Genomic DNA, 19,432 nt, shown 5'->3' with positions numbered 1-19,432 from the left:
CCAACTTGTTACAAATCTAGACACTGACAAGTTCACGGTTCATGCGAGCACGGCCTCGACAACCGCAACAAAGTCATCGAGCGAACGATCCCCACGAATCTCGATGCGCGGAAGGTCGATGGGATCGCAATCGAGGTCCGCCGGCCCGTGTCTGCCGCCGAAGCCGATTCGATAGCCGCACTCCTTGGCCAGCCTGCCAAGCCGTCGGTCGGTGACTGAGAAGGGTGCCGCGAACGCCGCGGTTGGCCGACCGGTCCACCGTTCGATGAACATACGAGAGCGCAGAAGCTCGGCGGCCAAGTCAGAGCTCGACAGACCATCGATCGCGCGATGCGTCGCCAGATGGCTTCCGAAGAAGGCGCCTTCGCCGGCGAGGCGTCGCACCGTCCCGGCGTCCATAAGCTGCGTCGGCGGGCCGCTGTAGGCGTCCCACTGTGCACTTTCACCCACCAAGTCCGTCACCAGGAACACTTCCGCGGTGAGGTCGTTCGCGCGCAGGATCGGCCAGGCATGGTCGGCAAAGTTCTGGAAGCCGTCATCGAAGGTGATGAGCACTGGGCGGCCAACGAAAGGCTGACGGTTGGCGATGAACCATTCCAGCTGCTCGGAGCTAATCGCGTGAAAGCCATTGGCGCGCAGCCATGTCATTTGGCTGGCGAATGCGGCGGGCGTGAGCCGAAAACGGGCGAGCGCGGCCGGACCTTCATCGGAGACGCTGTGATACATGAGGACAGGGATACGCCGCCGCCGCTCGCTACGTGCGACGTCGCGGCGCAAGGCCCGCGCCCCGCCCCAGACGATTTTTCGCGCGACCCCCATATCGATGCGCGCGCGGATTGGCACATGATCAATGACTGGTTCCGTCGCCACGTCGCCTGGTGACAGGCGGCGGAAGCGGTCTATGCGATAGAGCTCGGTCTGGATCGATTGCTCGAGGACAAGACCTTCGGTCCCTGCCAGCGTCTCCGAGATCGCTTGTGCACCGAATGTGTTCCAGTCGAAGCCCGTCCTCTCAGGATTGTCACGTAGCACGAATGCGTGTGCGCTGATGAAGCTGCCGCCAGGCGCCAATGCCTCAACGACTTTCTTGGCGAAGCGTTGCAACTCGGCGAGATCATCCAGGTAGTAGAGCACTTCCGAACAGAAGATCAGATCCATCTCACCCGGCAGCGTATCCGCCATGAAATCCAGTACGCCGAACTCAACGTTCGGCTGATCGCTGCATCGCGCGCGCGCCCGCTCGATGGCTATGGCGGAGATGTCAGTTGCGGTCAAATGGCTCACGCGCGGCGCCAGTTGCCGCGTGAAGTGGCCTTCCGCACAGGCCAGCTCAAGCGCCCGTCCAATGGGACCGGCAGGCAGAATTTCGAGCTGCCGCTCATATTTCTCCTGCTCATAGGACGAACCGTAATTCCAGGGATCCTCGGTCGCGAAATAGCCATTCCAGAACGACGTGCGATCCTTGTCGTGCCTGGCCCGTGCGCGGCGCAGCGCCGGGGGAGGCTCTGCAGGTTCGGTGCTCGACCGAACCAGCTCCCGCGCTTCCTCGGCCAATTGGGCGAGTTTGCCGAAGTGACTGTCCGGATCGGACCGGCCTTCAAGCCGCTCGGGGGACACGACATTCAGGATCAATTCGATCCAATAATCCCTTGTCACTGTCCCAAGTACGCCGAATTGCACGACAGCCTCGATCTGGCCATCCATCATCAGATAGGCATAAATTTGATCGATTCCTTGCGGAAGTTCGACCGTGGTCGGATTTCGCGCGTCGACACGAATTCCAAGTGTCCGCGCCAGCCTGCGCGGCGCGGCGAGATCGTCGACGTCGAGCAGCATTTGCTCAAGATGATACTGGACGCGGCGAGCCGCGTCGGGATTGTTCCAGACCTTGCCGAGTTCGATGATCAACTCGGTGAGGGAGCCGCCGAACCTGTCCCACCTGGCAGCCAATTGCGCTGGCACCGACAGGCTTCCGACCGCTAGGCCATCGAAGATCACCTTGGCGATCTCTCGCGCCCCTTTGCGTCCTGGCGGGAGGGCGCGCAGGGACTGCGGGTTGATCGAGCGCGAGCCGCTGCCGCAATCCGACGCGGCGTTCCACAACGCGAACCACGCGAGTGCCTCGGAGGCGGTACCGCCGTTCGCCTCGATCGCTCCATTGGCGTGAGCCGACGCCGGGTGTTTGACCCTGGGATCGGCGGAAAAGCCGCGGGCGATCACGATTTCAGCATCTGCCAGCATCTGCGTCGAACTGCGGCTGAGCGCGTTGGGGCTGGTCCGATAGAAAGCGAGCGGCTCATCGACCATCACCCAATTTTTGCCCAGACGTGCGAGGCGCTGCCACAGGTCCCAGTCCTCGCAGGTGCGCAGCGACACATCGAAACCGCCCAACTCGACAATTGTCTCCCGGTCGACCAGCAGCGCGTGAATGGCGATGGCACGTCTGCGGGCGAATGTCTCGAAGGGCTGAATCGCAACCTCCGTTGCGATGCTCGACGGGGTGAGTTCGCCATCGGGCATCTCGCGCCGGGAACCGCAATAGGCGGCCACTGCATCGGGAACGGATTTCAGTGCGGCCAGCATTTTTGCGAGGAAGCTGGCATCCACCCAATCGTCGGCATCCAGAAACATGAGCCAGCGGCCGCGCGCTGTCGAAATCCCGCTATTGCGCGCGCCGGCGGCGCTATACGCGCAAGACCTCAACGTCCGAAATCGGGCATCGTGCTCTACATAACCGGCGATGATCGAGGGGGTGCGGTCCATGGAGGCGTCGTCGACGATGATCGCCTCCCAATCCACTATTTCCTGATCGAGAAGGCAATCGAGTGCGCGCGCGAGCGTTACCTCCGCGTTGTGCGCAGGAACCACGATTGAAACCAAGGGATCACGCGCCACGCCGTCTTACCCGCGCCCGGTTCGAACGCACAACAAGACGCGTTGATCTTTCTTGGCGTAGGTCGTCACAATCCACGCCGATCAGTCCGTCGACCCATCGTCCATCACCCTATATCCAGTATCCGGTAGGTCTGCCTGCCGGCAAGCGTTGTGCCGACGGTTTGCTCGGCATTGAAAATCGGTACCATACCGCCTTGCGGTAGCATTGTCCTGGATCATCGAGCTTTCGTTTTCTTCGGCAAGAGTCGGCGAATGTCAAAACCGGATGACGGCATCGGATGGCAGCACTGCGCTGTCAAGATCGGGGCAAATTAGAGGCGGGCAAAAAAGACTTGAACACAGGCTGAATGGCAGCGCGCATGCCCGACGGCTTGGAGCTGAGGTCGATGCGCCAGGGCATCTCCGCTCTCGCATTTCATCGGCAAAAAGATGATCGCGGGCGAAGACACGAGCGCAAGCTGATCCGGATCGAGCCGCATGTCGAAATCTATCCGAATGGGGACGCACGAACCGACTTGAGCCGAGAAAATTCCGGCTTGCGGGTCGGCTATTTTGCTGACATGTTTATCAGTTTCTAAATTAGCGCTGTGGCAATGTCAAAAGAAGGGGCATGGGATGGCCAAGGAATCTTCGAGTACCGCTTCTTCGGCAAATAAAGCGGACGCAAATCTGACAAGTAATGCAGACGGAAGCGGGCTGAACTTCATGGCGGGCCAGGCTCGCGAGAGCGGGCCTCCCGGCGACGCTGTAGGTGTCGACAAGATACGTGATCTGCTGTTCGGCAACCAGATGCAGGACTATGACCGCCGCTTTTCCAAGCTTGAAGAACGGGTCTTGCAGCGCTTCAAGGATGTCGAATCCGAGGCCAAGCGCAATCTTGAAATGTACGAGTCAAATGCAAAGAAGCAGGTCGACTCGCTTGCGGCGCAATTGCGGAACGAAAAAGACGCGCGAGCCGACGCCGATAAAGAGATTGATCGGAATCTTCGCGAGCAAAATCAGGCGCTCGAAAAGCAGGTGCGCGCGTTGTCGGATCAGTTGAGCGAGCTTGAGCGGGAAGTTGCGGACCGGATAAATCGAAACGATCATTTGCTGCGTGAGGAAATCAAGCAAAAGAATGAAAGCATTCAGATGCTGATGGAGAAAATGTTTTCCGATCTTGGCAATGTCAAGACTGACCGAAATCTTTTGGCTGGCCTGTTTGTCGAGGTTGCAAAATGTCTAAATCAGGATCCCGTCGGCAGCAAGAACAACTCGGAGCGTACCTGGAAAGTGAGTTGATGGGAACTTGACGTCGACTGTCGACCCAATCAGCCTCCCTAAAAGAGCGGCTTCGAACGATACAGAGATTGATCGCGAGGCTCTGGCTCGCCTTTTGATCGAAATTGCCCGGAACGTTGATCCGGACTATCGTGCGCGTCTCGACGGAATCCCAACCGCCGATCCTCGCATGGAAACGCTTCGCCAGTTGCTGGTCGGCCGCGAAATTTCGGAGCTTTCACGAGTTACCCACCTGCTCGACGAACCTGAGCAGCTTGCGGCGGCAGTGGGGGGCGTCCTCCCCGGTGCAGCCGCACGCGCGTCTCATGCGCAACTCGGCGAGGCCCTTGCGCCAGTTGTCGAGAGGGCTGTGCAACGGTCCATCCAGAAAAGCCCGCGCACGCTGACGGATATATTATACCCGGTGTTTCTGCCGGCTATTCGCAAGTCGATCGGCGAAAAGATCGACCAAACCTTTCAGTCGCTGAATGAAACCTTAAGACACATATTTACTTGGCATGGGCTCAAGTGGAGATTTGAAGCTTGGAGAACGGGGGCAAGCTTCTCAGAAGTTGTTCTTAGGCATTCTCTTGTCTATCGTGTAGAACATGTCTTTCTCATTCACCGCAATTCCGGGCTTTTGATCAAGCATGTAACTGCCGAAAACGCAACCAGCGAAGATCCTCAACTGATTTCCTCGATGCTTAGTGCAATTCAGGATTTTGTAAAAGACTCATTTAACGAGAAAGAACAGAGTGGCCTGGACACTATCCGTTTCGGGGAGCTTCGTCTCTGGTCGGAAGTTGGGCCGTTTGCGACCTTGGTTGCGGTGATCCGGGGAAATCCGCCGGAGGAATTACATGAAATAATTCGCGATGTATTGCTTCGCATCCATGATGAATGCTCACAGGCCCTGGAGCAGTTTGACGGCGACAGTTCGCAGTTGGCCGGCGTCGAGACGCAGTTGCAGACCTGCGTTGATCTGAAGCAGGAGGAATCAAACCAGGGATTTCCGTGGCTGGTCCTGGCTGCAGTCCTGCTGGTTTTGATTCCCGCAGGCGGTTGGTTCTTTCTTTCCTGGCAATCCGGGCAGCGCTGGCAGGCGTATGTGTCGCGACTGGGGATCCAGCCGGGCATCATCGTTGCCGACCAAAAGGTGCGCGATGGCCAATTCTATATTACCGGCCTGAGAGACCCTCTTGCCGCCGACCCGCAGTCGCTGTTGGCCGGAACGCAGGTCGATCCCGCCCGCGTTCATTCACACTGGCAATTCTATCAGAGTCTTGAGCCGGAGTTCGTGTTGAAGCGGCTGACGGCGTCGCTGGTTCCGCCGGATTCAGTACGACTTTCGATCGTCAATGATCGCATCGTTGCCGAGGGGGAGGCTCCCGACACCTGGATAGATCGGGCGCGCGCAGCAGCCCAGCAACTTTCGGCAGGTGGACCGGAATTCGATATCTCCAGGGTTCGTGATGTGAGCCCCGAAGCACGCGCGGCGGAGCGCTGGCAGACTTATGTGTCGCGACTGGAGGCCCAGCCGGGTATTATCGTTGCCGAACAAAAGGTGCGCGATGGCCAATTCTATATTGCCGGCCTGAGAGACCCTCTTGCCGCCGACCCGCAGTCGCTGTTGGCCGGTACGCAGGTCGATCCCGCCCGCGTTCATTCGCAGTGGCAATTCTATCAGAGCCTTGAGCCGGAGTTCGTGCTGAAGCGGCTGACAGCGTCGCTTAACCCGCCGAAATCGGTTCGGCTTTCGATCGTCGAGGATCGCATCGTTGCCGAGGGTGAGGCTCCCGACACCTGGATAGATCGGGCGCGCGCAGCGGCCCGACAGCTTTCGGCAGGCGGACCGGAATTCGACATCTCCAAAGTTCGTGATGTGAGCCCCGAAGCACGCGCGGCGGAGCACTGGCAGGCCTATGTGTCACGACTGGAGGCCCAAGCGGGAATCATCGTCGCCCAGCAAACGGCGAGGGGCGGACATTTCTATATTTCCGGCCTGAGAGACCCGCAGGCCGCCGACCCGCAGGTTCTGCTGTCCGGAACAGGGGTCGATCCTGCCCGCGTTCATTCGCAATGGCAATTCTATCAAAGCCTTCATCCGAAGTTCGTGGTGAAGCGGCTGATGGCGTCGCTGACTCCGCCGGATTCAGTACGGCTTTCGATCATCAAGGATCGCATCGTTGCCCAGGGTGAGGCTCCTGCCGCCTGGATAGATCGGGCGCGGGTCGCCGCCCAACAGCTGTCCGCGGACGGACTCTCTCTAGAACTCTCCGAGCTGCGTGAGTTGACCCCTCCGGAACTGACTCATTTGAGGGAGGCTATTCAAACGGTCAGCATTTTCTTCGATTCTGGCAAGGCTGTACCGGGACCAGAGCAACTGCCGGTTCTCGACAAATTGGCGAGTCAGTTGAAGGAATTGGCCACGGACGCCCGCAAGGCAGGGGTAACAGCACAATTCATGTTGACCGGCCATTCGGACGAGACGGGCCGTGAAACGGCCAAGTTGTCGATCAGCGCGGCGCGCGCGGAAACAGTTCGTGCGCTTCTCAAGAAACGCGGCGTCGATCCGGAATTGCTCTTGGTTCGCGGCGCGGGCACCTTTGAGCCAGCGGAGACTGAAAATAGCCGAACCGGGAGCTCCGCGAACCGCAGAGTTTCGGTTACGGTAAACTTCCACTAGGCGGAGCCCAGGATATTGCAAAAGAAGATCTGCATGTTGGGCGGGTTCGCTGTCGGAAAGACGAGTCTGGTTCGCAGGTTTGTGCAAAGCATCTTTTCAGAAACCTACTTGACCACGGTGGGAGTGAAAATCGACAAGAAGAGTGTCGCATTCCCGGACAAAACCGTGGATCTGATTTTGTGGGACTTGGCCGGCGAAGACGATATCGGCTCATTCCGCGTCAGCTATGTGCGAGGTGCGAGTGGGCTCGTGCTTGTCGTCGATGGAACACGCGCTGCTACTCTTGCCGTGGCGCTCACGTTGCGCGAGCGGGCCGAGGCTGAATTCGGCGCTATGCCGTTTGTATTGCTGTTCAACAAATCCGATCTGGCCGATCGGTGGGCAATATCGGATAGTGAAATTGACGAACTGAGGCAACTTGGATGGCAAATCTATCTAACAAGTGCGCTTTCGGGTGAACATGTTGATGATGCGTTTCGTCAACTTGCTTCGATGGTCAGCAAATAAACCATGCATGTCTTGCCAAGAGAAGTTAGAAGCTGGATTTACGATTTCTTCTACAACGAGCGCTCGGTCGCATATCTAAAAATCGACGCCCAGCTTTGCGTAGCTGCGAAGGGCGGTAACGTTAAACATTACGGACTCTCGTCAGTTCGCATAGGTAAGCCTGTTGCCGAGCAGCTTGAATTCATGGAAGGTTTGTTGCCCTGCCCGGAGCTTCCATTTGATATGGACATGGTCGAACTGCCCGGCGGGCGTGTCGCGGACCTCCATCTTTTTGCTGACAATGCCTGCGTGTGGCTGCTCTTTCTTGACGCCGCTGCCGAACGCGACAATAGGCAGCGGCTTCAACAGAAGGCTTATGAAATGACGCTTCTGCAAGAGAGGGAGCGTCAACTCAACGAGAAATTACAATCGATGAACGAGGCGTTGAGGGCGAGCCAAGAGGGATTGTCGCGTGAATACCAACGCGCCGAAGCCCTACTCCTCAACATTCTTCCGGCGTCGATCGCGGAGCGCTTAAAAGCGGACGAACAAATTGCAGACAACCATGCTGACGTGAGTGTGCTTTTTGCCGACATCGTCGGTTTTACGGAAAGAGCGCGGAGCGTCGGAGCCGTAACGACGCTCGCTATTTTAAATTACTTCTTCAAGGCGGCGGATCTGCTCTCGGAGCAATACGGCTGCGAAAAGATCAAGACAATCGGCGATTGTGTAATGGTGGTCGCTGGCCTGCCCGCCGCGCGATCCGATCATGCGGAAGCCCTTGCGCACTATGCACTTGAACTGCGCAACGAGGTCAAGCGCGAACGCTTCGCAGGAGAACCGATAAGACTCAGAATTGGAATTCACTCAGGACCAATCGTGGCGGGCGTCATAGGCAAAAGGCGGTTTGCCTATGACCTATGGGGCGACACCGTTAATCTCGCCGCACGTATCCAAACGTCCGCGGAGCCCGATGAAATCCGCATTTCGGATGCAACTCATCAACTGCTTGGACCAAATTTTGCTTGCGACCCACTCGAGGAAACGGAATTGCGTGGTACAGGTCGTGTGCGAATGTGGCGGCTCCCGGCCTGATTTGCCGCATGGCAGCGCCGACTCGGAAGCGCATTGCATCTCAAGCAACATCATGGTTTCCAATGTCCGCAGCGGTGCGCGAAGCAGTTGACCACCGAGCGACCGCCAAAGGTCTGTCCTAGTCAGTTCAGGAAATCAGTTCCTGAGGTTTAACGTCGATGCCCAGTTTATAGAACGGCCGGAGACCTGGGCCGAGGTCGGAATGCCCTGCCCCCGCGGCTAAATAAACACCGCCAAGTACCCGGCGCAAGGTCCGGCTCGGAACGATGACGTCTTGCACCGCAACATCGGTTTCTTCAAGGTAAGGCAACAACGGACATAGATGTCGTTGCTTGCCGATTTGACCGGAAGGTTACAGCACGATGCCACGCATCACTCGACGATTGGGGGCCAGGAATCTGGCGCGCCCGGCACGGCGTCTCGGAGACCTGACTGCGATGCTTGCCTTGATTGCCAGGCCGCTCGTCTTTGGGATCGCCCTTTTGTTGGCTGGTCAGGCACAGGCGCAGGCGCCGGCGACGGTCCCGCCTGAAAGGGTCAAACGGCTGTTCGAGCTTCTCGACGATCCGTCAGTGAAGGCCTGGGTGGCCGAACAGCGAAATCAGGACGCCGGGTCAACGGGAGCGCCTGCCGAGCCAGGGGCTTCGCCGACCGACGCATCGTCCGGCGCCGTGGCCGCACCAGGCCCGATGAATACGATGGCATCCTCGACGCTCGATGGGATCAGGCATCATATCGAAAGAATCGTGCGAACTTTGCCCTTGCTGCCAAGCCAGTTCGCGCGCGTTCGGGCAGAGACAATGGAGGATATGTCCAGCAAGGGGCCTGCCGGCGTATTTGTGCTGATTGCAATGTTCATCGCTGCCGGCCTGGCGCTCACTTGGGCAACGTACAAGCTCACCCGCCCATTTCGTCTCTGGATTATCGCGCAACCGAAGGATACGCCCGTTGGGCGAGCCAAGAAGATTGGTGGCCGCCTGCTTTATTCCAGCCTGCTGATAGTCTCTTTCGCACTGGGCAGCGCCGGCGCATTCATGTTGTTCGACTGGCCGATGCTTATCCGCGAGATTGTACTGACATTTCTGATGGCGGCAGTCGTTACATGGGGTGTGCGCATGTACGTCATGGCCATGCTCGTCCCTTCCTTCATGAACGTCGAGAACGCCGTCGAGGTTCGTGCTTTGCCGATCACCAACGACGCGGCTGACCATTGGTCCTATTGGCTACCCCGGATCGTCGGCGTCTTCGCCTTCTTCGGCGCCGCGTTTATCCTCTTGCCAGGTCTCGGCATCGATCAGGACGGAATGATGGTCCTGTCACTGGGCGCCGATTTCGTGCTGCTGTTGCTCCTGCTGCTTGCCATTTGGCGTCGGCCAAGAACGCAGCGAGACGGTGCGAGCCACATCGGTCACACGGAAGCGACATGGCTATTGACTGCTTATTTCGTCGTCCTGTTCCTGCAGCGTATCGCCGGCCTTAATACATACTTCTGGTTCACCTTCGCCGCATTCTTCCTGCCTTTGGCGATCGTGGTGACGCAGCGCGGGGTTAATTTCGTTCTGCGGCCAGGTTCGGAAGATGTCGGCCGGCCCACGATCCCGGCGGTGACGATCGCTGTCATCGATCGCGGAATCCGAATGATTTTCATCCTGGCGGCGGCTTACCTTCTCGCACGTGTCTGGGGTCTGGACATGCAATCCGTGCGGGACAGCGATACGACGACGACGTTCATATTGCGCGGCTTGATCAATGTCGTGGTGATTGCCCTCGCCGCCGACTTCGGCTGGTCGATCATCAAAGCTTTGATTGAACGAAAGCTCGGCATCGAAACACCGCACCCTGTGATCAGCGACGAGGACGTTCCGGTCCTCGATCCGCAGCAGGCGCGGCTGCACACGCTCTTGCCGATCCTCCAGAACATTCTGCTCGCATCGATCATCGTGATGGCGGTGCTTATGATGCTCGCCTCGCTGGGAATCCAGATCGGCCCATTGATCGCCGGCGCCGGCGTCGTCGGCGTCGCCGTGGGCTTTGGCGCACAAACCATCGTCAAGGACGTCATTTCAGGCGTGTTTTTCCTGCTCGATGATGCGTTCCGTGTCGGCGAATACATTTCATCGGGCAATTACAAGGGTACTGTGGAAAGCTTCTCGCTGCGCTCGGTGAAGCTGCGCCACCATCGTGGTCCGCTGTTCACGATACCTTTCGGTGAACTCGGGGCAGTCCAGAACCAGAGCCGTGACTGGGTTATCGACAAATTCAACATCACCGTTGGTTATGACACCGATATCGACTTCGCTCGCAAGCTGATCAAGCGGATCGGCCTCGAACTGGCGGAAGATCCCGAGTTCAAACACTGGGTGCTCGACCCGATCAAGATGCAGGGCGTGCAGGAGTTCGGGGAATACGGCATCGTATTGAGGGTCAAGGCCACAACCAAACCGGGAGGCGCCTTCGGTATGAAGCGCAAATTCTATGTACGCCTCCGCCAAGTCTTCAAAGAGCAGGGCATCGAACTCCCATTTCCGACCGTCCAGGTCCAGGGGCTACAGAACCCACATGGGGCAGAGAATGCGCCGTTGGAGATCACACCCGAGTTGAAAATGGCCGTTGCGCAGTCGCACACTATTCGGCGCAGAAAAAAAGCCAGCACACCGGAGTAGGAAAGCTGTGACACCTGCCGGTCACAGCGTCGCTTTCCGCGCATCCCCCGTGGCAGGGATACTCTTCTATCTTCAACCGTTAAGACGAAAAAGACGGTCACGAGGCAGTCTACAACCAGAGTCCCTCCCGAGATTTACATCGGGCTGCGTAAGTTGATACAGCGGTACGCTCGAGACAGCGCCATCGGCTACCTGCCGCGCGTCAGTCACGCGATAAGGACCGTCCCGCGAGAAGCGGCGCGTACGCGGCGAGCGTGCGGGATACGAACTCGGTGAAGAGCCGCACTCGCTTCGTCTTGCGTGTCTCCCCCTGTGTGAGAAGCCAGAGCGTTCCGTACATGTGCAGGTCGGTGCCCGGCACCCTCACCAGTAGGGGGTCGGCATCTCCGACGAAGCACGGCAGTGTCGTCATCCCGAGCCCTTGCCGTACTGCAACGATCTGCGCCTCGCCGTCCGTGGTCCTGAACGGAACCCCCGTGGTACGAACCTCACCCTCGCTGGCCCAATCCGGGATGCCATGAATGCTTATGACGATCCACCGGATGGGATCAGGCGCGCCCGCACGCCACGCGGCTAGTCGATCGCGAGACATGTAGACGCCGCCGAACAGCTCCGGTCCCTTCAGGCCGAGAAGATTGAGCGGCAGGGTTTTGCGGTCGTAGACGACGCGGATCGCGACGTCGGCCTCCCGGTTGGTCAGATTTGCCAGCTCGCCGGACGACAAGATTTCCATCTCGATGTCCGGATGCAGACGCGCGAAATCGGCGAAATCCGGCATGAGCAGGTGTGTCGCGAGGGGCGGTGCCAGCGTCACCCGCAGAAGCCCGCGCACGCTCTGGTCGCGCCCGAAGACGCGCGTCTCCAGCTGGTGCGACGACGCTTCCATCTGGTTCGCGAGCTCGAGGACCTCCTCGCCCGCAGCCGTCAGGCGGTAGCCCGAAGGCAGCTTTTCGAACATGTGCGCCCCGAGGCGTTCCTCGAGCTGGGCGATGCGCCGCAGCACGGTCGAGTGATTCACCCCGACGCGCTCGGCGGCGGCCCGCACCGAGCCTCCGCGCGCGACGGCAAGAAAATAGCGAACGTCATCCCAGTCGATCATGGTGCAATCCGGCACCGCACGGTGCGCCTTCCAAAGCCCGTATCTAACACATCGAACAGCAGTACGGGCGGTCAATCATAGCTTATGTCGACGAGCGCGGCCCAATTCCGAACGGCGGACATCGATCGTCGCGGCTGGCGTCCCGCCGGATCGATTTTGCACCACCGATGTGCGCGCTTCCGCACTCAACACCTGACGCCGGCGGACCTATTTCGAGGTTCTCGGGGGTGTCCCCGCACAACCAAAGGCGAAGGCCTGGAAGGATAAGTCATGGGAAAGCTTGAAGGGAAGGTTGCAGTCATCACCGGCGGCGCTACCGGCATCGGCCGCGCCGCAGCAAAGCGCTTCATCGAGGAGGGCGCCTTCGTTTTCATCTTCGGCCGCCGGCAGGAAGCGCTCGACGCCGCTGTGGCCGACCTCGGGCCCAATGCCCGCGCGGTGAAGGGCTCGGTCTCCGATCTGACCGACCTCGACCGACTTTACGCTGCGGTGAAGGCCGAGCGTGGAACCCTCGACATCGTCTTTGCCAATGCCGGGGCGGGAAGCCAGCTTCGGCTCGGCGAGATCACCGCCGAGCACATTGACGAAACCTTCGACACCAATGTGAAGGGTACGATCTTCACGATCCAGAAGGCGCTGCCGCTGATGAGCGAGGGCGGTTCGATAATCCTGACCGGATCGAGCGCTGGCACCACTGGCGCCCCGGGGATGAGCGCCTACAGCGCGAGCAAGGCGGCAGTGCGCAACCTCGCGCGGACCTGGGCGGAGGACCTAAAGGGCACCGGCATCCGGGTAAACGTGCTGTCGCCCGGGGCCACTGCGACCGAGCTAGCGAAGGAAGCGCTGGGCGAGGAGGGCCAGAAGGTCTTCGCCTCGATGACTCCGCTCCAGCGCATGGCCGATCCGGCGGAGATCGGGGCGGCGGCGGCCTTTCTCGCGTCGTCGGACAGCAGCTTCATGACTGCCAGCGAGGTCGCCGTTGACGGCGGTCTTGCGCAACTCTGACGCGCTAACCCAGCGCCGTTGAAGGCCGGGGAATCAATACCAACACAAATCGGAGAAGATTATGAGCTACGCAATTGTAGGATTCGGTAAGATTGGCCAGGCCCTCGCCCACGCCTTTGCCCGTAAAAACATCGACGTGACCGTCGCGAGCCGCCGGCCGCCCGAGGCGTTGGCGCCGCAGGCTCGGGCGATTGGACCCACGATCGTCACCAAGTCGTTGCGGGAAGCACTCGAGGCCGACACGATCATCCTGGCGGTCCCGTTCGGGGAGCACCGCGAGGTTGCGAAAGCCCTGCCGAGCTGGGAAGGCAAGACGGTCATCGACGCGATGAACCTCTTTCCGGTCCCTGAAGAGCTGGACGGTCTCCCGTCCTCCGCTTTCGTCGCGAAGGCGTTCACCGGCGCCAAGTTCGTGAAAGGGTTCAATCACCTGATTGCGGCCACCCTGGCTGCCGATCCGATCGTCGAGGGCGGCCACCGGGTCGTCTTTCTGTCGAGCGACGACGAGGACGCGATCGCTCCCGTGGCGGCCTTGGCCAAACAACTCGGGTTCGCACCCGTCAAGCTGGGAAAGCTCAACGAGGGTGGCGCGCTGGTGCACGCACGCGGCCGTACTTGGGGCCAGCTTATCTTCCAGGATTTGTTCAAGAAGGAGTGACTATCGACATCAATTGGTCGATTTTTCGCTTCGCAGGCACACGCACATTCGGCATAGCGCCTGATAAAAGACCGTCAGCAGTAAAGCGCATGGGCGAGAGAGACCGTTTCGCGACGGCCTCTCCTACGTCCGCTCCGCCGTTATCGGCCGTCGTCAGCCGTTTTGAAAGCCCCTGAGGTGATCTGCCCTTTTGGGACTAACCGCGCTTAGAGAATTCCTCGGCTGCGATACGAACCGCCTGCTGTGTCGCGGGATAGCCGCTGTAAGGAGTGAGGTTTATGAGCGTTTCCAGGATTTCTTCCCGCGTCGCGCCAACGTTCAACGCGGCGTTGATGTGCACGCGAAGCGGAATCTCTGCCGTGGCAGACCCAACGGCTGCCAGAGCAGCGCAGGCGCTGAGTTCCCGAGACTTCATGTCGATTCCGCTCCGCGAGAACACCTCACCATAAGAATGCTCGACGATCATTCGACCGAGATCAGGTGCGACATCATCGAAACTGCGGACCACGGCATCGCCCGATGAACCGGACGTCTCTGCAAGCGTAGCACGCCCGCGTTCCAACCGGTCTGCGCGGCTCTCGACCACGGCGGGTGGGGGCACGTTTGCCGCAATCGTTGGCGACCCGGCAGCGAAGATATCCTTGGCGACGGCGAAAGCGTTGAGCGCTGCCGGAAAACCCCGATAGACGCTGAGCTGGATCAGCACCTCGATGATTTCCTCTCGCGTCACGCCATGGGCAAGCGCGCCGGCGAGATGAAGACGGAGCGCCGCCGCACGATTGCCGCTGGCAGCAAGCATCGAGATGATTGCTAACAGTTTGGCTTTTTGGTCGAGGCCGTCGCGCGCCAGCATTTCACCAAAGGCGAACTCGATGGAGAGTTGCGCGAGGTCAGGCGAACCGGCAGCAAAGCCATCGAAATATGCCTGCACATCGCCTCCAGAGAGCCGGTCGAGCGCCTCCAACCCGGCCTGTCGGCGTGTCGATCCATCGCCTGCGGAGGGCTCGATGGGTTCAAAAGCGAGCTTGCGCTCAGCGAACACCGCACGAATAAGGCCGATCGCATTTACCGTTGGCGGGAAGCCGAGGAGCGCTACAGATATAAACATGAGTTCGATGAGCGCCTTCGGCTCGCCGCCGGCGTTGAGGAAGCCCGCCATATGAAACTCCAACTGCGGCTGGGCGCTTCCGTCGGCAAGCAGCATTGAAATAGTGCACAGCTGACGCAATGGGAGGTCGAGACCTGGCCGCGATAGAATGTCTCCGTATGGGTATTCTACGGTGAAACGAGAAAGGTCGACGGATGTCTCGGCAAGACTATTAATCGGCGCGTCGAAATTCTCTCCGCCAATCTGCCGTAAGATTTCAAGACCGCGCGAATAACGACTAGCTTGAGATGTTGTTGTCATTGCATATGCCTTCTGATTGACCGTGGCGAGAGTCCCGCCCACGGCGACAAGGGCAGCTCCAAAGAACTCTGGCCGGGTGCGGTGCGCTGTGCTCGGTTATTGCTGCGTTAGGGCGACACGACATCGGCGATCTCTTTCACGAAGCGTCCCGGACTTGGCCGCGAAACCAAAGAAGGCATCGCGGAACTAGCCATAGTCGAAGGCGCTCGACAAGGAATGCTGGTCGCGACCGCCCCACACCAGGCACAGCCGGATTTGATACAAACCCTCGGAACGTGACCTCTGCAGTCGAGGGTTTGTATCATCGGAGCCGACGCTAATGCCGGCTGATCCCAGTCATCGCGAATTGAGAACTCTCGGCTACTTTTGCTGTGCTGGTATCGCCTACAGCGCGATATCCTATCCTACTTTACTCCACAGCACGCCCCTCACTCCCACTCGATTGTTTCTTGAGTATGGCAACGCATTGATCTAACGGCGCAATTTTTTCTACACTCAATGGAGAACCAACGCAGAGCGCGCTCGGTCTCCCCTTGAATGCCGCTAATCCGTGTGTTACATACTGAACCACATGGTTCAGTATGCTCGGATCCGCTTCGATGCCTCGTTCGCCGCGCTCTCGGACGCCACCCGACGCGGCGTTCTGGAGCATCTCGGACGTGCAGACGCTTCGATCACGGACCTTGCCGAAAAGTTCCACATGACCCTCACGGGCATGAAAAAGCATGTCGGCGTCTTGGAGCAGGCGGGGCTCGTGACCACGGAGAAGGTCGGACGCGTGCGGACCTGCAAGCTCGGCCTGCGCCGACTAGAGGAAGAGGCGGCATGGATCGAGAGGTACAACCAGCTCTGGGACGCACGCTTCGACGAGTTGGATAAGGTTATCGAGGAACTGAAACAGAAGGAGAAGGTCGATGGACGCAGGAAGTGAGAGTGAGCCTACCCCCATGAAGAACCGCACGACGGTGGAACGGAAGTCCGAGCGTGAGCTAGTCGTTACGCGTACCTTTGACGCCCCGGCGCGCATCGTGTTCGAGGCGTGGACCAAGCCCGAGCTGTTCAAGCAGTGGTGGGTGCCGAAGTCGATGGGCATGCTCCTGCGTTCCTGCGAAATGGATGTTCGTGTCGGGGGCAAGTACCGTCTCGAGTTCGAACCCGATGCTATGGTGTTCTTCGGCACGTACCTCGAAGTGACAGCGCACTCGCGCCTCGTCTGGACCAATGAGGAAGATGGTGAGGGTGGGCCCGTGACCACGGTGACCTTCGAGGAAAAAGGTGGCAAGACGCTGCTGGTCCTGCACGAGCTCTATCCCTCGAAGGAAGTTCTCGACGCTGCCGGCACCGGGGCGGCGGATGCAATGGTCGAGACGTTCGAGCAACTGGACGAGCTTCTTATCACCCTGGGCGCGCGCGTGGGACGGTCATGAAGTCGTCGATCTCGCGGTCGGCCGCTTGGCTCTTCACTACGCGGAAGAGAACCCCGACGAGGTCGTCGCCGCCCTCTGCGGACCTACGAGACCATCATCAACCTCATTGACAATACGACCAACCGAGGTGTCTCGTCGTGCGCGTCCGCCTCAACCACCTTTTTGCGCGCCATTCTACGCTGGAGCACTACCGCATTCGGAAACGCATTCTGAGGCCGACGTGCGCGGTGGGCCGCAATCAAATGTCCTCGTCGAGGATAGTTCGGCCGCACAGTCGGAACGGTAGTAGCGCCAGAAGCCTGACCGCCATGCTGATTGCAAAGCTGGCATCGCGCAGTAGATGGTGCTCTGCCGGGCGCTGCGAGTCCAAGACGCGTCGCGATAGATTTACCGGATCATTGATGTTCCGATAGTGCGAAAGTGGATTTCGAAGAGCCGTGAGGCGTCGAAGGTCAGCGGCATCCTCTTTCGTGATGATCTGACGCAGCTGACCGGCCAAAGACGCCCCTCAGGGGAGATGGGCCCCGCGTTTCCGTGGCACCGGCCCGCAACCTTCATAATATGATGGCCCGCGGCAACCGGAGAAGGGTATCTGTGCCCTCAAACCAGCATCGACTGCTGGGCGAAGATACCCGCCATCGCGCCGTGCGATGATGCCGTGGTGACCGAGGCCATGAGGGGGTTGGCGAGGTCGCCGGCGGCGTAGATGCCGGGCATGCTGGTTTCGCGGCGCTCGTCGACCTTGAGGGCGATGCCGAGGGGCGTATCGACCGTGGCGAGGCCCAGTGATTCATGCAGGCTTGCAGACGGCTTGTTGCGCGGATGGGCGAACAGGATGTCGACTGCGACATTGCGGCCGGTATCGAGACTGACGGTGGCAATATGGCCCCCGTGATGGGCGATCTCGGTGATCCGGCCATCGACGACAGGTATGTTGCGGCGCGCCAGATCGGCCCGGATATCGGGTGGAATGTCGTGACCATCGGCGAAGAGCGTCAACCTGTCGGTCCAATCGTGGAACAGCCTTACCTGATTGTGCGACTGCGGGCCGGACCAGACAAGGCCCCAATGCTGGCCGGCGACTTCAAAGCCGTCGCAATAGGGACAGGGCACGATGGACGTGCCCCAGCCTTCGGCAAAGCCCCGAACATCAGGCATCTGGTCGGCGACGCCATAGCTCAGGATCAGGCGGCGCGCCGCAAGGCTTTCGCCATCGCCAGTGAGGACGGAGAAATCGTCGATGGCGCCGGAGACGCTGTCGGCCCGGGCACTGACCAGTCTGATCGTGGGATAACGCGCCAGCTGCTGCCGCGCCTCGGCCAGGATGTCCAGCGGTGGCTTGTGATCGTGACCGAGCAGGCCATGCGAGTGGCCGGCGAAGCGATTGCGCGGCAGGCCGGTATCGAGAACGGTGACCTTGCGGCGGGCACGGCCGAGCTGAAGCGCAGCGGCGAGACCGGCAAAGCTGCCGCCGATGATGATGACGTCATCCATGGTGATAAACTCCGTGTTGTGGATGGAGGGGGTTGGGCTGGGCCTGGCGCAAAATATCGTCCAGCGATACGCGCTCGAGACGGGCAGCGAGCAGGGCTTCGGCATCGACGAGAAAGTCGCCCATCACTGTGTTGACCGGCCGGACAATGCCGCATTCGATATCGCCGGGCGGCCCAGGGAAACTTGATTTGGAGGACAGGTTGAAACCTACCCATTGGCTTGCACATTTCAGATACTACATGGTATCGTAATGCAAGAATTAGGATACTGTCAAGTACTGGAATTGTCGTGACCGAAAACAGCCAGGGTCGGCGCGGCCGGCCCGCCAACGAGGCGCTTGGCCAAACGATAGTCGACGCCGCGTGCGAACTCTTTGTGGAATTGGGTTTTCAAGCGACGACATTGGACAAGGTCGCCCAGCGGGCGAAGATATCCAAGCTCAGCATCTATCGGCACTTCGAGAACAAGGAGGCGCTGTTCAGCGCGGCCATCGCGACCCGCTGCCATCAGTTTGCACCACAGGCCCTTTTTGGAGGCCTCGACGGTTCGGCTGAAGATCAGCTCATGGCGGTGGGATCATCCCTGCTTCGCACGCTGTTGAGCTCGGACGTCCGCAGTGTCGAAGCCATGATCATGGCCGACAAGACGAATCAAAAGTCGTTAAGCAAGCTCCATTACGAAGCCGGCCCCGCCCATGTCATCGCCCAAATCGAGGCCCTGTTGCGTCAGTTGCACGCGAAGGCGGTTCTGAACGTGCCCGATCCTCTCCGGTCCGCCCGCTTGTTTGCCGCGCTTTTCAAAGGATCCGATCTCCCGATTGTCGCACGCTTCGATGAGGCGAGAGCAGAGGACGACAACGAAATCGAATCTTATTGCCGGTCGGCCGTCGCCATGTTCATCGCCGCGCACGGTGGCAACGACCACGCGGGCGGATAAGCATTTGATTGCTCCGGGCAGCTTGGCCGGGACCGTCGTCCAGGCGCTTCGTCATATTGGGCCGGCGCGCGCGGCCGAGCTTGCACAGATCGCGGCACCTCATCTTTCTCCCAACGATAAAAGACGCTCGCATCTACCGCGGTCCAAGCTCCCGGCTGGATGCGGTCGACGCTTCTCTCCATCGCAGATCCGGCAGCAGTCGGGACAACATTTGATAGGTGATGCGACGGTGCCATCCGACGATATGCGATCAGGTCCGGAACACCGATCGGTACCGCAGCCAAAGCTGCACGCCACGATTTTTCGTTGAGGACGCACCA

General features: G+C 59.6%; 16 protein-coding genes. 12 read left to right on the top strand and 4 right to left on the bottom strand.

All coding sequences use genetic code 11. The annotated features are described in order from the left end of the window. Window positions 1–39 precede the first annotated feature (39 nt). On the bottom strand, window positions 40–2,868 hold the full coding sequence (locus NKJ17_RS12180; RefSeq protein ID WP_352688553.1) for a trifunctional glycosyltransferase/class I SAM-dependent methyltransferase/polysaccharide deacetylase: 2,829 nt from the start codon (window positions 2,866–2,868) through the stop codon (window positions 40–42). Window positions 2,869–3,281: 413 nt separating this feature from the next. Here NKJ17_RS12180 and NKJ17_RS12175 point away from each other — a divergent pair, with 413 nt between their 5' ends. The 6 genes from NKJ17_RS12175 (at window position 3,282) to NKJ17_RS12150 (ending at window position 11,085) form a co-directional block, all read left to right on the top strand. Further along, entirely contained in the window at window positions 3,282–3,473 is a 192-nt protein-coding gene (locus NKJ17_RS12175) for a hypothetical protein (protein WP_352506855.1), read from the top strand. Window positions 3,474–3,510: 37 nt separating this feature from the next. After that, window positions 3,511–4,176, top strand: a complete 666-nt coding sequence (locus tag NKJ17_RS12170) for a DUF3450 domain-containing protein (protein ID WP_352506856.1) — start codon at window positions 3,511–3,513, stop codon at window positions 4,174–4,176. Window positions 4,177–4,270: 94 nt separating this feature from the next. Further along, window positions 4,271–6,841, top strand: coding sequence for an OmpA family protein (locus NKJ17_RS12165; protein WP_352506857.1), 2,571 nt, complete (start codon window positions 4,271–4,273; stop codon window positions 6,839–6,841). 15 nt (window positions 6,842–6,856) lie between these two features. After that, window positions 6,857–7,348, top strand: coding sequence for a Rab family GTPase (locus NKJ17_RS12160; RefSeq protein ID WP_254818889.1), 492 nt, complete (start codon window positions 6,857–6,859; stop codon window positions 7,346–7,348). A gap of 3 nt (window positions 7,349–7,351) precedes the next feature. Beyond that, the gene (locus tag NKJ17_RS12155; RefSeq protein WP_254818890.1) at window positions 7,352–8,422 is read left to right on the top strand and encodes an adenylate/guanylate cyclase domain-containing protein; all 1,071 of its coding nucleotides are present in this window, start codon (window positions 7,352–7,354) and stop codon (window positions 8,420–8,422) included. Between the two features lie 698 nt (window positions 8,423–9,120). Further along, window positions 9,121–11,085: a mechanosensitive ion channel family protein gene (locus NKJ17_RS12150; RefSeq protein WP_352688521.1), complete on the top strand. Its 1,965-nt coding sequence runs from the start codon at window positions 9,121–9,123 to the stop codon at window positions 11,083–11,085. A gap of 202 nt (window positions 11,086–11,287) precedes the next feature. Here NKJ17_RS12150 and NKJ17_RS12145 read toward each other — a convergent pair whose 3' ends face one another. Then, window positions 11,288–12,184, bottom strand: a complete 897-nt coding sequence (locus tag NKJ17_RS12145; protein WP_352688519.1) for a LysR family transcriptional regulator — start codon at window positions 12,182–12,184, stop codon at window positions 11,288–11,290. 270 nt (window positions 12,185–12,454) lie between these two features. On the opposite strand from NKJ17_RS12145, the gene NKJ17_RS12140 reads away from it, so the two are divergent. Both NKJ17_RS12140 and NKJ17_RS12135 read left to right on the top strand, forming a co-directional pair. Continuing rightward, a complete protein-coding gene (locus NKJ17_RS12140) occupies window positions 12,455–13,189 on the top strand; it encodes an SDR family NAD(P)-dependent oxidoreductase (protein ID WP_352473458.1) in 735 nt (244 codons plus the stop codon). Between the two features lie 61 nt (window positions 13,190–13,250). Then, window positions 13,251–13,847 (top strand): NADPH-dependent F420 reductase, encoded by a 597-nt coding sequence (locus tag NKJ17_RS12135; RefSeq protein ID WP_352688517.1) that lies wholly within the window; start codon window positions 13,251–13,253, stop codon window positions 13,845–13,847. Window positions 13,848–14,043: 196 nt separating this feature from the next. On the opposite strand, the gene NKJ17_RS12130 is transcribed toward NKJ17_RS12135, so the two are convergent. After that, complete coding sequence (locus tag NKJ17_RS12130; protein WP_352688516.1) at window positions 14,044–15,255, bottom strand: carboxymuconolactone decarboxylase family protein; 1,212 nt, start codon at window positions 15,253–15,255, stop codon at window positions 14,044–14,046. A gap of 571 nt (window positions 15,256–15,826) precedes the next feature. On the opposite strand from NKJ17_RS12130, the gene NKJ17_RS12125 reads away from it, so the two are divergent. Continuing rightward, the gene (locus NKJ17_RS12125) at window positions 15,827–16,186 is read left to right on the top strand and encodes an ArsR/SmtB family transcription factor (RefSeq protein WP_352645093.1); all 360 of its coding nucleotides are present in this window, start codon (window positions 15,827–15,829) and stop codon (window positions 16,184–16,186) included. Between the two features lie 16 nt (window positions 16,187–16,202). After that, window positions 16,203–16,682 carry an SRPBCC domain-containing protein gene (locus tag NKJ17_RS12120; protein WP_352506867.1) on the top strand — a complete coding sequence of 160 codons (480 nt, stop codon included), beginning with the start codon at window positions 16,203–16,205 and terminating at the stop codon, window positions 16,680–16,682. Window positions 16,683–17,282: 600 nt separating this feature from the next. Here the strand turns inward: NKJ17_RS12120 and NKJ17_RS12115 are convergent. Continuing rightward, window positions 17,283–18,176, bottom strand: a complete 894-nt coding sequence (locus NKJ17_RS12115; protein ID WP_352688515.1) for an NAD(P)/FAD-dependent oxidoreductase — start codon at window positions 18,174–18,176, stop codon at window positions 17,283–17,285. Between NKJ17_RS12115 and NKJ17_RS12110 the strand changes: the two genes are divergently transcribed. Both NKJ17_RS12110 and NKJ17_RS12105 read left to right on the top strand, forming a co-directional pair. After that, window positions 18,175–18,363 (top strand): hypothetical protein, encoded by a 189-nt coding sequence (locus tag NKJ17_RS12110; RefSeq protein ID WP_352688513.1) that lies wholly within the window; start codon window positions 18,175–18,177, stop codon window positions 18,361–18,363. The genes NKJ17_RS12115 and NKJ17_RS12110 overlap by 2 nt on opposite strands. Window positions 18,364–18,464: 101 nt before the next feature. Beyond that, a complete protein-coding gene (locus NKJ17_RS12105; protein WP_352688511.1) occupies window positions 18,465–19,112 on the top strand; it encodes a TetR/AcrR family transcriptional regulator in 648 nt (215 codons plus the stop codon). The last annotated feature ends 320 nt before the right edge of the window (window positions 19,113–19,432 follow it).

The organism is Mesorhizobium sp. M0208 (assembly GCF_040322015.1).
Classification (GTDB): Bacteria; Pseudomonadota; Alphaproteobacteria; order Rhizobiales; family Rhizobiaceae; genus Mesorhizobium.
The sequence above is the reverse complement of the archived record's forward strand: the minus strand, read 5'-3'. Positions and strand labels throughout refer to the sequence as shown.